The sequence below is a fragment of the Vibrio navarrensis genome, from assembly GCF_000764325.1.
Classification (GTDB): domain Bacteria; phylum Pseudomonadota; class Gammaproteobacteria; order Enterobacterales; family Vibrionaceae; genus Vibrio; species Vibrio navarrensis.
Map to the genome: position 1 here is coordinate 2,564,052 of NZ_JMCG01000001.1, position 17,890 is coordinate 2,581,941.

16 protein-coding genes are annotated in these 17,890 nt (G+C 44.3%); 5 read left to right on the top strand and 11 right to left on the bottom strand.

Translation table 11 applies throughout. From position 1 onward, the window contains the following. Positions 1-10 precede the first annotated feature (10 nt). Both EA26_RS11415 and EA26_RS11420 read right to left on the bottom strand, forming a co-directional pair. Positions 11-580, bottom strand: a complete 570-nt coding sequence (locus tag EA26_RS11415; RefSeq protein ID WP_039427560.1) for a YceI family protein — start codon at positions 578-580, stop codon at positions 11-13. Then, positions 577-1,119 carry a cytochrome b gene (locus EA26_RS11420; protein WP_039427562.1) on the bottom strand — a complete coding sequence of 181 codons (543 nt, stop codon included), beginning with the start codon at positions 1,117-1,119 and terminating at the stop codon, positions 577-579. The genes EA26_RS11415 and EA26_RS11420 overlap by 4 nt, the downstream gene beginning before the upstream one ends. 412 nt (positions 1,120-1,531) lie before the next feature. Between EA26_RS11420 and EA26_RS11425 the strand changes: the two genes are divergently transcribed. Both EA26_RS11425 and EA26_RS11430 read left to right on the top strand, forming a co-directional pair. Next, entirely contained in the window at positions 1,532-2,167 is a 636-nt protein-coding gene (locus EA26_RS11425) for a hypothetical protein (protein ID WP_039427564.1), read from the top strand. Between the two features lie 262 nt (positions 2,168-2,429). Continuing rightward, positions 2,430-3,233 carry an EAL domain-containing protein gene (locus EA26_RS11430; RefSeq protein ID WP_039427565.1) on the top strand — a complete coding sequence of 268 codons (804 nt, stop codon included), beginning with the start codon at positions 2,430-2,432 and terminating at the stop codon, positions 3,231-3,233. Here EA26_RS11430 and EA26_RS11435 read toward each other — a convergent pair whose 3' ends face one another. Together EA26_RS11435 and EA26_RS11440 are read right to left on the bottom strand one after the other, a co-directional pair. Next, positions 3,234-4,496: a DEAD/DEAH box helicase gene (locus EA26_RS11435; protein WP_039427568.1), complete on the bottom strand. Its 1,263-nt coding sequence runs from the start codon at positions 4,494-4,496 to the stop codon at positions 3,234-3,236. Between the two features lie 46 nt (positions 4,497-4,542). Continuing rightward, complete coding sequence (locus EA26_RS11440) at positions 4,543-5,145, bottom strand: acyl carrier protein phosphodiesterase (protein WP_039427570.1); 603 nt, start codon at positions 5,143-5,145, stop codon at positions 4,543-4,545. Positions 5,146-5,658: 513 nt separating this feature from the next. Between EA26_RS11440 and EA26_RS11445 the strand changes: the two genes are divergently transcribed. Further along, positions 5,659-7,092, top strand: coding sequence for a methyl-accepting chemotaxis protein (locus tag EA26_RS11445; protein ID WP_039427572.1), 1,434 nt, complete (start codon positions 5,659-5,661; stop codon positions 7,090-7,092). Positions 7,093-7,501: 409 nt separating this feature from the next. Here the strand turns inward: EA26_RS11445 and EA26_RS11450 are convergent, their stop codons facing one another. Both EA26_RS11450 and EA26_RS11455 read right to left on the bottom strand, forming a co-directional pair. Then, positions 7,502-8,188 carry an HAD-IA family hydrolase gene (locus EA26_RS11450; protein WP_039427574.1) on the bottom strand — a complete coding sequence of 229 codons (687 nt, stop codon included), beginning with the start codon at positions 8,186-8,188 and terminating at the stop codon, positions 7,502-7,504. A 304-nt stretch (positions 8,189-8,492) separates the two neighbouring features. After that, a complete protein-coding gene (locus EA26_RS11455) occupies positions 8,493-8,996 on the bottom strand; it encodes a hypothetical protein (protein WP_039427576.1) in 504 nt (167 codons plus the stop codon). Between the two features lie 308 nt (positions 8,997-9,304). Here EA26_RS11455 and EA26_RS11460 point away from each other — a divergent pair, with 308 nt between their 5' ends. Together EA26_RS11460 and EA26_RS22220 are read left to right on the top strand one after the other, a co-directional pair. Beyond that, positions 9,305-9,778 (top strand): CreA family protein, encoded by a 474-nt coding sequence (locus EA26_RS11460; protein WP_039427578.1) that lies wholly within the window; start codon positions 9,305-9,307, stop codon positions 9,776-9,778. 352 nt (positions 9,779-10,130) lie between these two features. Continuing rightward, complete coding sequence (locus EA26_RS22220; RefSeq protein WP_039427580.1) at positions 10,131-10,406, top strand: hypothetical protein; 276 nt, start codon at positions 10,131-10,133, stop codon at positions 10,404-10,406. Between the two features lie 217 nt (positions 10,407-10,623). On the opposite strand, the gene EA26_RS11470 is transcribed toward EA26_RS22220, so the two are convergent. The 5 genes from EA26_RS11470 to EA26_RS11490 form a co-directional block, all read right to left on the bottom strand. After that, positions 10,624-11,070: a hypothetical protein gene (locus EA26_RS11470; protein WP_039427582.1), complete on the bottom strand. Its 447-nt coding sequence runs from the start codon at positions 11,068-11,070 to the stop codon at positions 10,624-10,626. A gap of 106 nt (positions 11,071-11,176) precedes the next feature. Continuing rightward, a complete protein-coding gene (gene narI, locus EA26_RS11475) occupies positions 11,177-11,854 on the bottom strand; it encodes a respiratory nitrate reductase subunit gamma (protein WP_039427584.1) in 678 nt (225 codons plus the stop codon). Continuing rightward, positions 11,851-12,573 (bottom strand): nitrate reductase molybdenum cofactor assembly chaperone, encoded by a 723-nt coding sequence (narJ, locus tag EA26_RS11480; RefSeq protein ID WP_039427586.1) that lies wholly within the window; start codon positions 12,571-12,573, stop codon positions 11,851-11,853. The genes narI and narJ overlap by 4 nt, the downstream gene beginning before the upstream one ends. Further along, on the bottom strand, positions 12,573-14,111 hold the full coding sequence (gene narH / locus EA26_RS11485; protein ID WP_039427588.1) for a nitrate reductase subunit beta: 1,539 nt from the start codon (positions 14,109-14,111) through the stop codon (positions 12,573-12,575). The genes narJ and narH overlap by 1 nt, the downstream gene beginning before the upstream one ends. Before the next feature lie 2 nt (positions 14,112-14,113). Continuing rightward, on the bottom strand, positions 14,114-17,878 hold the full coding sequence (locus EA26_RS11490) for a nitrate reductase subunit alpha (RefSeq protein WP_039427590.1): 3,765 nt from the start codon (positions 17,876-17,878) through the stop codon (positions 14,114-14,116). Positions 17,879-17,890: the final 12 nt, after the last annotated feature.

Consider the following 17,890-nt stretch of genomic DNA (forward strand, 5'->3'; position numbering starts at 1 on the left):
GAATCAAAACTTACTTTTTTATCCCTTCAACATGCAGTTCCATGTCCACGTAGCTAGACGCACCCATCACCGCAATATTGAAATCGGCCAGCTCTAGGCGAGTTTCACCGCTGAAACCAACACGCTCACCGCCCCATGGATCTTTACCTGCGCCGACAAACTCTGCGGCAATCGTGATAGGTTTAGTGACACCGTGTAGCGTCAGGTCGCCCATTACATCCAGTTTACCGTTGCCTTTGTCCACCACTTTGGTACTGGTGAACGTTGCTGTATCAAACTTACCCGCATCGATGAAATCGCTGCTGCGAATGTGCTTGTCACGCTCTGCATGGTTGGAATCGAGACTGCGAGTATCAACGACAACCTGCACCTTAGAAGCGGCAATATTGTTTTGATCGTAGCTCAACTCACCAGAAAACTTATTGAAACGGCCTTTGATAAAACTGTAACCCAAGTGGCTGACTTTGAAGTTAACTGACGCGTGTGCCCCTTTTGTATCAATCACATAGTCCGCTGCGTTGGCAGTAAATGGCAGTGCCATCGCAAACGCAAGCCCTGTAGCAAGCAGTGATTTTTTCATTTTGAAGCTCCTATCATTTTTCTTAACGTATTGTCCTTGTTGACAAAGTGATGTTTTAAGGCGGCAAGCGCGTGAAGTGCCGCTAAACCGATAAGCAGCCAAGCTGCGTAAAAATGGACCGCACCGGCGATGTCTGACTGATTTGCAAACAACTCACCCAAACTCGGCACAGTAAACCAACCGAACACTTCAATCCCGCGACCATCAGAGGTGGAGATGAGATAACCTGATATGAAAATCACCATCATCAGAAGATAAATCGAATGATGGGCCGCTTTAGCTGCCGCAATTTCCAGCTTAGAGCCTTCTATTTGCGGAGACGCGGTAAGCGCTTTCCATAGCAGCCTAAACACAGTGACGAGCAGCAAAAGAATGCCAACTGAACGATGCCAGTCTGGCGCCGTCTTGTACCACTCGCTGTAGTAAGAAAGATCGACCATCCATAAACCGACAGCAAACATGGCGACAATCACCACCGCCGAGAGCCAATGTAAGATCCGAGCCAGCGCATTGTATTGTGTTACCTGAGTTTTCTTCATGTGTAGATCACCACTCATTGCGAAATAGTTAATAAGCATAAGTCTCGGACTTAATATAACTTTTTAAACAAGCTAAACGAAATTATTTACCAACTTTTACCCATCAGCGACCTCGCCAGATGAATCAACTTGTTCGAAAATTTCGAAGGAACTTCGAGCACTCGAAGAATAGGTCATTTTTATACCAGTACACTGTGAGCTGCATAGTTCTTTCCATTTGATTTATAGATAGTTTTTTCAATATAAGTCAGATAACACCGTTGCATAGGATGACAGGTAAGAGGAGTTAACACTATGTTAAAAGGCGCAAAAATATGATGTTTTGATCAAGAACTTGTAAGCAAATGTTAGTTGGATAAAATCAAACATGCTAACCTCACCCGGCGTGAAACGTATTTGATAGGGAAATGACTTGCTACTCGATTTGGTTATAAAAAGCGTCAATAACTTTCAGGATGATTGTTTGAAGCTTTGCGAAAAACACTACCCAGCCGTGCATAATCACGGGATGAATGAGCATCATCTCGCTTTGGCGTTTGCACGTCGCATGCAAAACACCTTCCGACTGTTTAACCATGAAAGTGTGATTGAAGCGTTGGAAACCGTTGAGCAGCCCGATCTCCCTCATCAGTACCGAATCTCGTCGGATATCGGCACAGTATGGGTGCTGTCGCATCACATGATCAGTGCAGGAAAAACCTGTCGCGACAACCTATTGGCGTCCATCACCGAGTGGCAAAGTGAATATGGTTATGCTATCCAGCCAAACGATCTACTGTTTTTGGTAGGCGATCATTGGATAAGCCGCAGTAAAACCAGCCGTGAACTGCTCTATTGGTGGATGGGTGCATTGCCAGATCAAGTCACTGAGTACAGTGAACAAGGCATCTCTCTCTACACCTGTGATTCCCAGTTCACCCAAAGCCTTGAAGGGCGTTTTAACATTTCACCCTGCTATCTTAAGTTTGGCCACCCATTACGTCGTGCAAAGAACCAGCAAATGATACGCAAATATATTCAGTTTTATGCGGTTTTGCAGTGGCATTAAATCATATAAAACTGAGAGCACATACGTTACACAACCAAGGTAGAATAAAGCAACTGCACGAATATCAAGGACGACAACAAAGTTTGACCTGCTTCGATAATCCTTGAGTAAAACCACAAGGGGGCTTGCTAAGTCTAAAACCTGTGGGGTAGAAAGAACTAGGGCGCAAAACCCGCTAGCACAGTTTACGTTGCTATTTTGACAACTTTATTAATTTTGGGTGAGCCAGTTTCACCATATTGAATTTTGAGCCTTATTTAGAATGAATACGCTAACAGCAGAAAGACTGGATGAATACATTTACACCTCGAGTGATGGACAGTTCTTTGCCCGCTACAAAGAGATGACTTTGCGCAGTGTTTTTCAGCCGATTTATAAGAAAGACATGACTTTGGTCGGCTTGGAAGCCTTGGTACGAATAGACTGCGCTGACGGCAGTACAATCCGGCCGGATCTCTTCTTCCATAGCGATGATGTGTCGCCAACGGATAGACTCAATGTCGAAAGATTGAGCCGCATTATTCATATCCGCAATTTTGCCCTTTCCCGCTACAGAGACAAACATCTGTTTTTGAACGTACTGCCACATGCCATCGAACGACTGGCCAATGAAGAGCTCAGTTACAATTTTCTGCTAAGGACAATCCAAGAAGCAAACTTACGACCGAGTCAGATTGTCATGGAGCTGATTGAAGTGCATGTTAACTGTGAGCAAGAGCTGCAGTTTGCCACTCGATCGCTCAGTCGCAATGGTTTTATGTGGGCAATTGATGACTTTGGCGTGGAAGCGTCGACGCATGAGCGAACCAGAAACATACTGCCCAACATCATCAAACTCGATCGCTCTTTACTACAAAGATACGAGCAAGGTGAGACGGCATTACTTCTGGCGGCGCTTGAGTTTGCTGGTGAAATGAATTCGATGACAGTGATCGAAGGGATTGAAACTGAGCATCAGCTCGCTTTGATGAAGTTGCTCAATTTGGACATGTATCAGGGTTACCTGCTTGCCATGCCCAAATCGTTATCGGAAGAGCACCTGTTCAGTACAGCTTGTTACGCTTAATCAGTTTTTCTTTCCACGGCCTTGGTGAATTTTCAGCTTTGCCTTCAGTTTACGCTTGTCGGCCGAACGACTTTTACGTTGACCCACTGGATTGTTATCTGTGAAGGTGCTGGCCGGGCTCGGCTCAAAACCGGCTAACCACTCTTGCGGCAGACGTTGATCAAGTAAGCTTTCGATCGCAGTCAGCAAATACTCTTCATCGTGAGACATAAAAGAGACAGCTAAGCCACTTTGCCCTGCGCGTCCGGTACGACCAATGCGGTGCACGTAATCTTCCGCTTTGTAAGGCATGTCATAGTTAACCACTTGCTCAAGCTGAGCGATATCCAGCCCGCGCGCAGCAACATCCGTCGCAATTAAGGCTCTCACTTTACCGCACTTAAAATCATCCAACGCTTTCTGACGTGCGCCTTGCGCTTTATCCCCATTAATCGAAGCCGCTTTAATGCCATCAAGTTTCAGTTCATTGACCAATTGATCGCTGCCCTGCTTAGTTTTGGTAAACACCAATACCTGCTGCCAATTACGTGAACCGATCAAATACGCCAACAGTTCACTTTTACGCTTTTTATCCACCGGATAAACCACCTGTCGCACTTTCTCGGCGGTGCTGTTTGCAGTCGCGACTTGGATCTCTACTGGCTCTTTCATCAAGCGGTAAGCCAAGGCTTTAATTCGAGTGTCAAATGTTGCCGAAAACAGCAAGGTTTGTCTCGCCTCTGGCATACGCTTTAAAATTCGCTGAATATCCGGCAAGAAGCCCATATCTAACATGCGATCCGCTTCATCGAGCACCAACAGCTGCGCGTTAACTAAAGTGGTTTTTCTAGTAAACAGGTGATCAAGCAAACGACCTGGGGTTGCGATCAAAATGTCCACACCATTGGCTAAATTCTTCACTTGAACATTGATGCTGGTTCCACCGTAAACAGTGACGATTTTTAACGAGGTGTGCTTGGCGTATTGACTCAAATTGTCAAATACCTGCTGCGCCAGTTCACGGGTAGGCACAACCACCAGCGCTCTTGGCGTTCCTCTTTCTTCTTCAGTATTCACGTGGCTGGCTGACAACATTTGGATAAGCGGTAAACCATACGCGGCAGTTTTCCCTGTCCCGGTTTGAGCCCCAGCTAGCACATCTCTGCCAGCAAGGACATGTGGGATTGCTTGCTGCTGCACGGGTGTGGGTGTTGAAAAACCGAGTTCAGATAAAGTGTCGCTCAACGCTGGTTCTAAACCGAGTTCAATAAATTTCGCTGTCATGGGGCCCCCGTAAAAATGAGCGCGGATTTTACCAGAGCCAAGATGATTAGACTATCGATGAAGCCAACTCTTTCTGCTGATTGAGAGCATACGTCATCACTTCAGGATACAAATGCGCAAACTGCTCGACGAAAAATGGATAGTGGCGAGCAAGCGTCATACCACACTCACTTAATGGCGCCATACGTGGGCTGCGCTGTGACATTCTTGACAAAGCAAATTCAATATTTTGCATCGATTGGTAGGACTGTAGCCAGCGTCCTGACCAAATTTTATCATTAACCAAGACAAAACGATGTGGTAAGGCAACTTGCGGAGCGTCATTGACTGCCCTTTGCGCGAGCACGACAAAATCCTCCAGTGTTTGCGGGTGATAGTTCGACCAATGACGCGCTAGACAGTGATCCCAAAACAGATCTAGCGCGATAGGGGCAAAGCGCCTTAGTTCAACTGGAAAGTGCATTTTGCATTCGCTGAGTAAATCATGCTGATCAGTGAAGCTATCGATCCGTCGGTGTAAACGGATGCCATCTGCAATCACTTTCGGGTAGTGTGGATAGGGATCACCTTTGACAAAATCGCCCAGCAAATTACCTAACAGATTACTGCCAGCAAACTGGGCGAGATGCAGGTGAGCAAGAAAATTCATATCTGGATGGGCAATTAATGCAATGCGAGCGGTAAATATCGGCGTTGAAACACGAGATTATGCGTCGGCTTCCGCCACAGATTCTTGCTCTTGATAATCAGATAGGTCAAAGCCAATTTCGAGCGCATCCAGCCATTCCAGAGATTCTTCATTCTTGAGATATTGGTCTGACATAAGACCTCCTTGTGTGTTGAGCAGATACATTCTGCTCTTTTATCTTTGTCGCAACAGATGTTATAGGCCACATTAATAACACAAGAAAGACACAACTTCTATCTCCGAGAGATAGCTCATAAGTAACCGTTTGCCTTAATTTAAATGCGCCACATTGCACAATAGCTTAACGGCAAGCGAGCAAATTATTTGTCATGGAAATGACATAACAATGAGCTACCGTTCACATTTTTAAGAATGGAATGAATTGTTATTACATGATTTTCTAATCTATATCTCATAATCTCGGCCAATATATCGATAACTTTAGCCATGAATCGATCTCTAAACGGAGTTTATATGAGAGAAGTTGAATTCAGAACCATTGATCGCTTGTTTATCAAGATGTCCATCAATGACAAAATCTGGGTAATTTTCGCGCTGTTTATTGTTGCCCTATCCGCCGTTGCGGGTAATCACTATTTAAGCAGCTTAGAGCACATAGAAAGCAAAGCAAAATTGGCGGCCGAATCTCAACTTAAAGGGATACTCGCCACCAATGATGCCAACGTGATCCTAGCGCAAAATGGGGTATCGCGAGTCAGCAGCGCGCAAACGGCCAGCTACCAAGACGGCGTGACACGTGTGACGCAGCAAGGTCGCGATGGGCAATACTATCAACTGACAATCAATAGCAAAAACGCCGACAATACTCAGCGCTCTTCTGCTCTCACGACATTTTTGCTGAGCTACCTGTGGGCGATTCCATTTGCCATTTTCTGTTACTGGGTAGCAACCTTCTTGGGCGGGGCTTTGTGGGTGCTCTACACCACCACACAAAAAATTGCTGAAGGTGACCTCACCTCTCGTTTGGGTTTTCACCCCGGTCGAGATGAGTTCGGCACCATAGGTTGCGCTCTCGATAAGGCGATGGATACGCTTACTCAGCTGGTAAAAAGTGTCAAACAAAACGCCACCACGCTTAGTGAAACCAGTGCCTCGTTTGAAAATGAGATGAAGCAAAGTGGCGTACAGATTAATAACCAGTACTCTTCTCTTGATTCCGTTGCTACCGCGATGGAAGAGATGACCGCTTCGGCGAAAGAAGTGTCGAACATTTCCCAGCAAGCCACACAGCAAACGGAGTTGGATGCTCAACACATCGAAGGCAGCCATAAACGCGTTCAATCTGCGATTGCTGAAATCGAAAGGTTGTCTGGTTATATTGAAAAAGCGTCGACATCGGTCTCAACGCTCAACGAAAACACTACACAGATTAACGAGGTGATCACCACCATCAACGCCATTTCAGAGCAAACCAACTTGCTGGCACTGAACGCAGCGATTGAAGCCGCTCGTGCGGGTGAACAAGGCCGGGGTTTTGCGGTTGTAGCAGACGAAGTTCGCACTCTCGCCAGTCGCACTCAAGCGGCCACGGTTGAAATTCAGGCGATGATCGAAAAACTGCAGACGGAAAGTCAGAACATCGCTTCGATCACCGCACAAACGGTAAATCAAGCGAAAACCAGCAGCGATTTGATTGCCGATATTGGCTCAGATGTCCAAGCCATTGCCAGCTCTGCACGCTCTTTGATGGATATGAGCATTCAAATCTCCACATCCGCCGAAGAGCAAAGTGCGGTTGCGAATGACATCGCCGCCGAACTCAGTGATATCCGTACACAGTCAAACGCGATTCGCCGGGTTGCGGAGCAATCTTCTCTGGGAGTTGCTAACCTAACCAAAGCCTCGGTGTCGTTAGCGCAAATACTGAAACAGTATCGTACCCAATAGCCGAATCGGTCTAAATGGCACTTAAAAAGCTCCCTCGGGAGCTTTTTGTTTATTGGGGAGGTTTCACTGAAAAGACTTTCAAATACTCACTAAGTTGTATAAATAGCATGAAGTCCGTCTCAAGTTTTTGTTAATTCGCATGAAAAAGTGTCGTGAAGTTAAACATTTGACCTATTCTATCGATGCCAATTTTTTTGCTGCTGGTGACTAAAAATGACAACTTACAAATATATAAACACAACCGATGAAATCCTCTGCCCTCTCTGCCAAAACGATGAATACATGCTGTCATCGGATGGAGAGAAATTTACCTGTGCCGCCTGTGGGTTTCACACCAAAAACTTCAGCGCTGTTCAATCAGCACAAGCAATACCTGTCTATCAACGTAAACCCGTGCATATACACACCATCAGTACTGCTTGTCACTGATTTTGTTTGTATCCGCGACTAAGGCTATCAACTCTTCCAGATGCTCAATTTTCGTTACCCGAGCATCTTGGATTCGATTAGGTTGAAAACCATTGGCCAGATAATATGTGCGGATCCCCGCACTTAAGCCCGCTTTGACTCCTTTTGCCGTATCATCGACATAAATACATTCTTCGGGTAAGAAGCCCATATTGAAAGCGCTATACATCACCAGATCCGGATCCGGCTTCCAACTATTGGCATCAAATGCCGAGAAAATACGCCCATGAAAACGTTCTAGTAAGCCTGTAAGCTGCAAAGAATACTCAATCTTCTCTTTGGGGCCATTCGAAACCACGCAGTGCTCAATCCCCATTTTTGTAAGAAAATCAAGCAGCGCAACCGACCCTGACATGGCCTTTAGATGGCGGTAAAACAGTTTATTGACTTCGCTACGATAGAGAGGCTCAAGTACATCTAGCGAGACCTTCAAGCCAAACAAGGTTTTGGCGTCGTCGAGAATGTCCGCCAGTTTGCCTCCTTTAAATTGTGCGATCACTTTCTCAAGCGGCACATCACCGTTAAAACGAGCGAAAACATGTACGAGTGCTTGGCACCAGAGCGTTTCACTGTCGACCAAAGTGCCATCACAATCAAAAATTACGCACCGAATTGGACTCATCGCCATCGTGCCCTCTCTTATCCCAGCCAGATTTGAATATTGTTGTCGCCACAGATGGCAACTTAGATATTCACTATAAAACGCTGTCATGAAGAGAAAAGGACACGCTCTGCAAAAGACGACAATGACTCGATTTAAATTGCCAATATTTAGGAGAGATCACCTATTTATTGGCTCAAACCAAGAATTTGCATGCTCTGCTTCCTGAGGTTGATAGCAAGCGCTAAGGGGAAGAAAACTGAAAACTATTTGTTAATCAGTCACAAAGTTCACATTGCACCTTGTTGACCGCCAAGAGCCCAAAGCGCGATCAGGCCTCGAGCAGAATTGACGTTGGAGCAGGGCTTTCCTTCTGCACGGTCGCAACCAGCTCTGCGACATATTTTTCTATTTCTTCTAACTTTGTTTTGTCTCTATAAATGACATCTGAAACCAGAAGTTGGTCGTCGCCGTATGTCAGCATCGCCGCCCCCACTGGCTCGCCCGCTGAAAAACTGACATACAACGCATGCTCTGGGGCAAGAATAATCTGAGTGAGAAACTCCACAATCAATGCTCGTTCCGCTTCACTTGCCCAACGCTTTGATTGCAGTATGGAAAAAAGGATGGTTAAACGGTGGAAATCGACTAGAAAATGTTCCAGCTCGTCATCACTTTTCTCTAACGAGCAGCTTAGCGGTTGCAAAGTACGCTCACTCAATGAACGCTGATAAAGCGCCAGCCCTTCTAGGCTTTCTTTGGTTGGAAACTCACACTCCACCTGGTCGTGGAGCCATTGATTCTTGCTCGCAACCAGCGGTGATTCAATATGCATTTATTAATCCCAAATATCGCAAATTTTCGGAGTACAGATAGTAGATTTCGGCGAGGCGCTACAGCCAGCCAGCAACCCCAGCGTGATCACAACGACAATCAGTTTAGCTTTCATAACTGGTTCCCTTGGTGTTTTATGTTTCCCAGCAAGCTTTATACCATACCACGCACTATAGCGACTGTTCTAACAAAAAATGGTTACTCCTCAGCGTGAAGGAAACCGCTGCACATTTGCTGGCAACTTGGGAATAAACGCAAAAGCTGCTAAGGTAGCAAGGTTTACATTGGCTCGGTCAATAGGAAAAGTATATGAAAACAAAGATGTTAGCTCTGCTGCTTTGTGCAACGCCACTGCTTTACGGTTGCGGTAGCGACGAAGTCGGTGATGTCTCTTTAGGCTTGTTTACTATGAAAGACATTAAACTCAATACGCTGGTGGATCCTTTGGTGCCTGGCGTAACTTGCCATATTGCGAGTATTGAGGCGGATTTTAGCTTGGCCGATCCCAGTGATAGCTCGATCGCATGCCGCCAAACTGGGGAAATCACACCCGAGATGATCGCTGCCATCGACAAATCCGATTCGGGCGAAGTGGTGTTTAAGAAATCAAAAAGTGTCTTCTTTAAGTCGATGAAGATTCGTCGCATCTTTGATGCCAAAAATCAGACCTTAATGTATGTTTCCTATTCCACCAAAGAGACGTCCGGAAGCTTTAAACACAGCTTATCGACTGTCCCACTTTGGGGAACTGCTGCGTATGTTGAACCAGTTAAAGTAAATTAACAAAAGTGCACAGCTTACTATGCGCACCCTCTATTTAGCATCACAAATGTATGTATTCATAAAGGATATTACTGCCAGCGCCTTAGTGAACTGCATACATCAACAACACCAAAGTTGGCCATCTTAGTAAGCTTAGCGATGGCCGACTACCATCGGTCGCGATGGTGTTGCCTCATCAGATTGCCTAGTCGCCGAATCATCACCAGTAAAAGAGAGCAAACAGAGCATCACTTCTTGCTAGTTCACAACGACACATAGTGATTATGTTGCCGTTGTTGGTATTTTTTAACTCTTTAGGATAACTGAAATTTACATTTCTATTGCTGATAATACCTTGTCGGGAGGTAACTTTATGCGTAGAAAACCAGATAGAATCACAGCGATGCAGGAAATAATTGATGCCGTTAAAGAAGAGTTCCCATTATACCATGAGGATACTTTTAAGTGTGGCACAGAAAACAATTGTATCGGTTGTCCAAAAAAATTAATGGAACTTGTAGATTCCGAATTGTCATATTGGCAACATCAGTTAAACAGAGGAATTCCCCCTACATTTGACGAAATATATTCATTTGGTAAAATGTGCAAAAACGTGCGACGTGCTCTTGTCCGAAACAAACGAATATAGCGTTATTGTTTATCATTTCTGAGATATTTAATTTTAATTTTTTTAGGTACATATGAGTAACAAGCCTGTCTCTTCATATGGGTAGGCTGTTGCCATGCCTCACAAATTTCCTTATCCGTAAGTTTTTCTCTGAAAAAATGTCTACATTTCCCACACGTTTCCATTCGTATTCTCTCAAAAAATATATTTGAAATTGTAACCATAAAATATTAGTGAATTAATAAATAATATGAACTTTATTTTTTCCATATCTTTCTATATCATTGATGAAATTGTCCATCCTATCAAAACAGTATACTCTCAACTTGTTTTTGTAAGGAAATAGAACGATGCTTATAATATTTCCTCTAGACTTATAAATTTTAATCCTTGATATATGAGCCCATGGAAACTTTAAAACTTTATTTCTTACCCGATAAACCATTCCATTCTTGTCTATGACAAGAATAGTATTTTTTAAAAAATAAACATTTATTACAGCAATAACAATTGCAATCAAAAATACAATAATGGTAAATATTTTAACTTGATAAATTAGCTCTTCACTCATATCAAAGTTAGCGAATTGTGAAGTTAGAAAAATCAAAAAAGGCCAAAAAAACACGATAAAAAATGGCTCTAATATTTTATGTAAAATATATTTTCTTGAAACATAGTAAACCATATATTTACCTTTAACTTTAAACCCATAATAAAATCACTTTAAAATACGTTACAGAACAAAGTGAGTACTTAATAAAGGCATTCAGTACTCACTTCGCTTACGAGTATTATCTTCTACTTCTTACTATTTGGTAACGTCTTGAAATATATTCAAATGGGACGCTCCAAATATGAACCAATCTACAGAATGGAAAAATAAGAAATATCGTCATTCCTAATATCATATGAATGCGAAATATAAAACTCACGCCATCTAAGTTGCTTGCTGCACCAGATTGAAATGTCACGACATCTTGCGCCCAACCAACTAACTTCATCATTTCACTGCCATCCAAGTGTTGTGCAGAAAACGGAATCGTTAAGACACCTAGGCATGCTTGAATGACAAGCATTGTAAGAATGAGGATGTCGGCAAAAGATGATGTTGCACGCACTCGAACATTAGTCAGACGTCGTCTCAGTAACATTGCTCCTCCTGCGATAGTCATAATGCCAAAAATACCACCAGCGATCATCGCAATTAATTGTTTGGCGGCTAATGACAGAAATGATTCATAGACCCAGTGAGGCGTTAACATGCCAAAGAAATGCCCGAGAAATATGCCTATGATACCGACATGAAATAACCCCGAAGCTAATCGCATATTGGTATTGTCTAAAATTTGGCTAGACCCTGCACGCCAGGTGTATTGGCCATAGTCATACCTTATCCAACTACCTATCAAGAATACGGAACCAGCGATATAAGGATAGATATTAAAAAAGAAACCATTTAAAAAACTCATTGCTGCACTCCATTAATATCACTCATGTTTAAATACTGTGGCGAAACATGATTTACAAATCGTCTTTGATGCTGATGTTGTAATGCAGAATTGCAACCTTCTTCACCCAAGAATCGGACTTGCTCTTCTTCCCAAACAGCATCCAAGGCTTCAGGTGTATAGTCATCATCCTCGTTGGACACTTGTTGATGTAAAGCTTTAGAGTCTATATTCTCCTCCGATAGAGCCAACAACACTTCAAATAACTCAAAGTAGTAACTGCCTCTTTGTTTTAACCGTTCGGTGATAAGCGCTAAAATTGGAGCAATGTTTTTTAGCCCTTCTTTGGCATCTTTTGTATTCAATTGAGATACATACTCTAGATACCTAGGCAAATAGTCTGGAAGTTCACCGCCACTAAGATGCAAGCCAACTTCTTGATATTGATTCATCAAGTTAATCATTGCTTGCCCTCTATCTCTTGACTCTCCATGCACATGTTCAAATAAGAGAAGGGATAGCGATCGCCCTCGATCAAACAAATCGACATAATTTGATTGTGCATCCATCAGATCCAAATCTGAAATTTTGTTGATAAATTGAACCAGAGTCTTCTTTTGATTGACGCTTAATTCTTCACAATACTTCACGATGCCGATCAATTCATGCGGATAATCCCAAATATCGCAGTTGGGATAATCCAGTAAGGCCGAAATTAATCTGAGAGATTTCAGTTCCATTACTTATCTCCTGTCGTCTTAGCGGTAATATCTATAGAATTGATGCGCTGACTATTAAATAGGTTGATTCGAGTATCATCACCGCCATGACATCCGTTACCAAAACTGAATCCACAACCTTTGGCTTCAGGAAAAGCTTCACGTGCAAGTTCCCGATGACTCGACGGGATGACAAATCGATCTTCGTAATTTGCAATTGCCAAATAGCGATACATTTCTTCAGCTTGTTGTGCCGTTAAGCCAACCTGCTCCAATGCACTCACGTCTGTTTGTCCATCAACCGTTTCAGCGCGTTTGAAATGCCGCATTGCCAGCATTCTTTTTAACGCTCGTAGTACGGGAGCGGTGTCTCCTGCAGTCAGAAGATTTGCAAGGTACTGCACAGGAATTCTTAAACTCTCGATATCTGGCAACACCCCATTCTTACCCACATATCCTGCATCTGCCGCCGACTGAATCGGTGACAGAGGTGGCACATACCAAACCATTGGTAGCGTGCGATATTCTGGGTGTAACGGTAGCGCCAGTTTCCAGTCAATCGCCATTTTATAAACGGGTGATTTCTGCGCAGCCTCTAGTACATTTTCCGTGATGCCTTGTTTGAGTGCCTCTTCAATGACGACTGGATCATTCGGGTCTAAAAAGATATCTAGCTGGTTTTGGTAAAGATCCGTCGTATTTTCTGCGGATGCCGCCTGCTCAATTTTATCTGCATCGTATAAAATCACACCTAAATAGCGAATGCGCCCGACGCAGGTTTCTGAACACACCGTAGGCTGACCAGACTCAATTCTTGGATAACAGAAGATACATTTTTCCGATTTGCCGCTCTTCCAGTTGAAGTAAATCTTTTTGTATGGGCATCCTGTCAAGCACATTCGCCATCCACGACACTTGTCTTGGTCAATCAATACGATGCCATCTTCTTCCCGCTTATATATCGCTCCACTTGGACACGTCGCGACACAAGCAGGATTTAAACAGTGTTCGCATAAGCGAGGCAAATACATCATGAAGGTATTTTCAAACTGACCATACATCTCCTTCTGCATCTCATTGAAATTCTGATCAGCAGAGCGCTTGGAAAATTCTCCGCCCAGTATTTCTTCCCAGTTTGGTCCTTTTTCCACTTTATCCATTCGCAGCCCCGAGATCAGAGATCGAGGACGAGCAGTAGGCTGATGCTGACTTTGTGGTGCATTTTGGAGATGCTCGTAGTCAAAAGTAAACGGTTCATAGTAGTCATCTATGGTTGGCATATCTGGGTTATTGAACAGTTTTGCCATAACGCCGATTTTATTGCCCATTTTGGGCTCAAGTTTTCCTTTGATATTGCGAATCCATCCCCCCTTCCATTTGTCTTGGTTTTCCCAATCACTTGGATACCCTGTACCTGGTTTACTCTCGACGTTATTAAACCAGGCGTATTCCATGCCTTCGCGACTGGTCCAAACGTTTTTGCAGGTGACTGAGCAGGTATGGCATCCGATGCATTTATCAAGGTTCAATACCATGCCGACTTGTGAACGAATTTTCATACTTATTTATCTCCCACTAAACCGCTATACAGGTTTGGCGCTTGGGTGTAATCGTTGTTTTCACCATCGAGCCATTTCACTTCCTTCATACGGCGAACAACAACAAATTCATCTCGGTTCGAACCGACCGTTCCATAGTAGTTAAAGCCATAAGCCTGATGCACATAGCCGCCGATCATGTGAGTCGGTTTTGGGCATACACGAGTGACTGAGTTATGAATACCGCCTCGTTGTCCAGTAATCTCACCACCAGGCAAATTAACCAGTCGCTCCTGAGCGTGATACATCATCACCATGCCTTCAGGCACACGTTGGCTGACGACGGCGCGCGCGGTTAGTGAGCCATTTAAGTTAAATGCTTCTATCCAATCGTTATCTTCAATCCCAAGATCTTTTGCGTCTATTTCACTCATCCAGACAATTGGGCCACCCCGTGATAGCGTTAGCATCAGTAAGTTTTCACTATAGGTAGAGTGAATTCCCCATTTTTGGTGAGGGGTAATCCAGTTCAGTGCTTTTTCTTTGTTGCCATTGCCCTTCTTACCCATAATGTCGTGAACAGTACGCGTATTAATAGGTGGACGGTAAGCGATTAAGCTTTCGCCAAAATCTCTCATCCATTGGTGATCTTGATATAACTGTTGTCGCCCTGTGACGGTTCGCCATGGGATCAATTCATGAACATTGGTATAACCAGCGTTGTAAGACACATGTTCATCTTCCAAGCCGGACCAAGTTGGGCTAGAAATGATTTTCCGTGGTTGCGCTTGAATGTCACGAAAGCGGATTTTTTCTTCTTCTTTATTGATGGCCAAATGACGATGTTCTCGCCCAGTGAATTCACTTAAGGCATCCCATGCTTTTACTGCCACCTGTCCGTTCGTTTCTGGCGCTAGAGTTAAAATCACTTCTGCGGCATCAATGGCAGATTCGATTTTAGCGAGTCCTTTTGCGGATCCTTCATGATGGACATAATTGAGCTTTTTAAGCAGCTCCACTTCACTGTCGGTGTTCCAGTTGATTCCTTTTCCTCCGTTGCCTTGGCTATTTAATAGAGGCCCTAAAGAGGTGAATCGTGCATAGGTATTAGGATAGTCACGCTCCACCACCATAATATGTGGCGCAGTTTTACCAGGGATCAGCTCACATTCACCCAGTTTCCAATCTTGCACATCAAATGCTTGAGCTATTTCTGCCGGGGAATCATGCTGGATGGGTAACGTAACGATGTCGGTTTCTTTACCTAAATGACCTTCACAAAGATTCGAAAATGCTTTGGTGATGCCTTTGTATATTTCCCAGTCAGACTTCGCTTCCCAAGCAGGATCAACCGCCGCGGATAGCGGGTGAATAAACGGATGCATATCCGACGTATTCATGTCATCTTTTTCGTACCACGTTGCAGTCGGAAGAACGATATCCGAGAATAAACACGTGCTCGACATACGAAAATCTAACGTGACAACAAGATCAAGCTTGCCTTGTGTTGGCTGGTCACTCCATTCCACTTCTCGCGGCTTTGTCTCGCTAAACTCACCCAGATCCTTACCTTGAATGCCATGCTCGGTCCCAAGCAGGTACTTGAGCATATACTCATGGCCTTTACCTGATGAACCCAATAAGTTCGAACGCCAAATGAACATATTTCGTGGATAATGTTTTTCAGGTTGCTCTGATGCGAAGCGAATCTCGCCTTGTTTCAACGCATTCACGACGTAATCCGTTGCCGATTGCCCTAAGCTTTGTGCTTGTTTGGCGATGTTCAGTGGATTGACGTTAAGTTGTGGCGATGAAGGTAGCCATCCCATTCGCTCGGCTTTTACGTTCATATCGATCAAGTGTTCGCTATAACGCGTTTTATCCGCAACTGGAGACAGTAATTCATCGACTTTTAACTTCTCATATCGCCATTGACTCGAATGGTTGTAGAAGAAAGATGTGCCATTCATATGACGTGGCGGTTTCTGCCAATCTAAGCCAAACGCTAAGGGTTGCCATCCGGTCTGAGGACGAAGTTTTTCTTGTCCAACATAGTGCGCCCAACCGCCGCCACTTTGCCCAACACAGCCACAGAAGACCAACATATTAATCAGGCCGCGATAGTTCATATCCATGTGATACCAGTGGTTTAAACCTGCACCGACAATGATCATCGAACGACCACGTGTTTTTTCCGCATTATCCGCGAACTCAGTGGCGATTCGAGTGATCTCGTCAGCCGATACCCCGGTGATTTGTTCAGCCCATGCTGGTGAGTAGGCTTTGACTTCAGAATATTCAGCCGCACAACTAGGATCGTTAAAGCCACGTTCTACGCCATAGTTAGCCAGTGTTAAATCGTAAACCGTAGTAACCAGGGTTTCGCTTCCGTCCTCTAAAATGATCCGCTTCGCAGGCAGCTTACGATTAATCAGATCAGATAATGGCACATGGGTAAAATGTTCGTGCTCTAAGCCACCGAAATAAGGAAAGGCGACATCAACAATGTCATCAGCATTTTTTATCCCAAGCTGCAATTGCACATTATCTTGACCAGCACCAGCTCGCTGATCGAGATTCCACTTCCCTTTCTCCCCCCAACGGAAACCGGCAGAACCGTTTGGTGCAACAAGTTCTCCATCCGCTTCATTAATGGCGATGGTTTTCCATTCAGGGTTATTGGGCTCGCCGAGGTTATTCACCAGCTCTGATGCCCGTAAAAATTGACCAGCACTGTAGCTACCGTCAGCTCTAGCTTCCAGCTTCACCAGCATCGGCATATCTGAATACTGTCGTAAGTAGTTCTGGAAATATTCAGACTGCCGTTTCACATGAAATTCTTTGAGAATTACATGACCCATTGCGAGTGCTACAGCACTGTCCGTACCTTGTTTTGGGTTAAGCCAATGATCGCAGAGTTTTGCAACTTCAGCGTAATCGGGGGTAATAGCGACGGTCTTAGTCCCCTTATAACGAACTTCCGTAAAGAAGTGCGCATCGGGAGTGCGGGTTTGCGGGATGTTCGACCCCCAAGCAATGATGTATGAAGAATTGTACCAATCTGCTGACTCAGGAACGTCAGTTTGCTCCCCCCACGTCATCGGAGATGCTGGTGGTAAATCACAATACCAATCATAAAAACTCAAACATGAACCACCAATAAGAGACAAGTATCTCGCACCAGCGGCGTAAGAGACCATTGACATAGCTGGAATTGGGGAGAAACCCACCACGCGATCTGGTCCATGTTCTTTTATGGTGTATATATTAGAAGCGGCAATAATTTCGTTAACTTCAGCCCAAGAACTACGTACAAATCCGCCTCGCCCCCGCGCTGTTTTGTAAGCATTCGTTGAGTCAGAATTCGTGACGATAGATTCCCATGCCTCTATCGGATCTGCAAAACGTCGCTTTGCTTCACGCCACAATTTCAATAGTGGCTTACGCACCATAGGGTATTTAAGACGATTGGCACTGTACAAATACCAGGAGTAGCTTGCTCCACGTGGACAGCCTCTTGGTTCATGATTAGGAAGATCTGGGCGTGTCCTCGGATAGTCGGTTTGCTGCGTTTCCCAAGTTACCAATCCGTTTTTTACGTAAATTTTCCAACTACAAGAGCCTGTACAGTTTACGCCGTGTGTCGATCGAACGATTTTGTCATGCTGCCAACGCGTCCTGTATCCATCTTCCCAATCACGATTTGTATTAAGTGTTTGTCCGTGATCACCAGAAAACGAACCTCCGACTTGTTTAAAGTATCGAAATCGATCCAAAAACTTGCTCATTCAGTGTTTCTC

Bases quoted from the DNA above. Each gene is read 5' to 3' on its own strand.
- EA26_RS11435 (WP_039427568.1), bottom strand. From the start codon at position 4,496: ATGACAGCGAAATTTATTGAACTCGGTTTAGAACCAGCGTTGAGCGAC.
- narH (WP_039427588.1), bottom strand. From the start codon at position 14,111: ATGAAAATTCGTTCACAAGTCGGCATGGTATTGAACCTTGATAAATGC.
- EA26_RS11455 (WP_039427576.1), bottom strand. From the start codon at position 8,996: ATGCATATTGAATCACCGCTGGTTGCGAGCAAGAATCAATGGCTCCAC.
- narJ (WP_039427586.1), bottom strand. From the start codon at position 12,573: ATGGAACTGAAATCTCTCAGATTAATTTCGGCCTTACTGGATTATCCC.
- narI (WP_039427584.1), bottom strand. From the start codon at position 11,854: ATGAGTTTTTTAAATGGTTTCTTTTTTAATATCTATCCTTATATCGCT.
- EA26_RS11470 (WP_039427582.1), bottom strand. From the start codon at position 11,070: ATGGTTTACTATGTTTCAAGAAAATATATTTTACATAAAATATTAGAG.
- EA26_RS11460 (WP_039427578.1), top strand. From the start codon at position 9,305: ATGAAAACAAAGATGTTAGCTCTGCTGCTTTGTGCAACGCCACTGCTT.
- EA26_RS11420 (WP_039427562.1), bottom strand. From the start codon at position 1,119: ATGAAGAAAACTCAGGTAACACAATACAATGCGCTGGCTCGGATCTTA.
- EA26_RS11450 (WP_039427574.1), bottom strand. From the start codon at position 8,188: ATGGCGATGAGTCCAATTCGGTGCGTAATTTTTGATTGTGATGGCACT.
- EA26_RS11415 (WP_039427560.1), bottom strand. From the start codon at position 580: ATGAAAAAATCACTGCTTGCTACAGGGCTTGCGTTTGCGATGGCACTG.
- EA26_RS11490 (WP_039427590.1), bottom strand. From the start codon at position 17,878: ATGAGCAAGTTTTTGGATCGATTTCGATACTTTAAACAAGTCGGAGGT.
- EA26_RS11440 (WP_039427570.1), bottom strand. From the start codon at position 5,145: ATGAATTTTCTTGCTCACCTGCATCTCGCCCAGTTTGCTGGCAGTAAT.
- EA26_RS22220 (WP_039427580.1), top strand. From the start codon at position 10,131: ATGCGTAGAAAACCAGATAGAATCACAGCGATGCAGGAAATAATTGAT.
- EA26_RS11445 (WP_039427572.1), top strand. From the start codon at position 5,659: ATGAGAGAAGTTGAATTCAGAACCATTGATCGCTTGTTTATCAAGATG.
- EA26_RS11430 (WP_039427565.1), top strand. From the start codon at position 2,430: ATGAATACGCTAACAGCAGAAAGACTGGATGAATACATTTACACCTCG.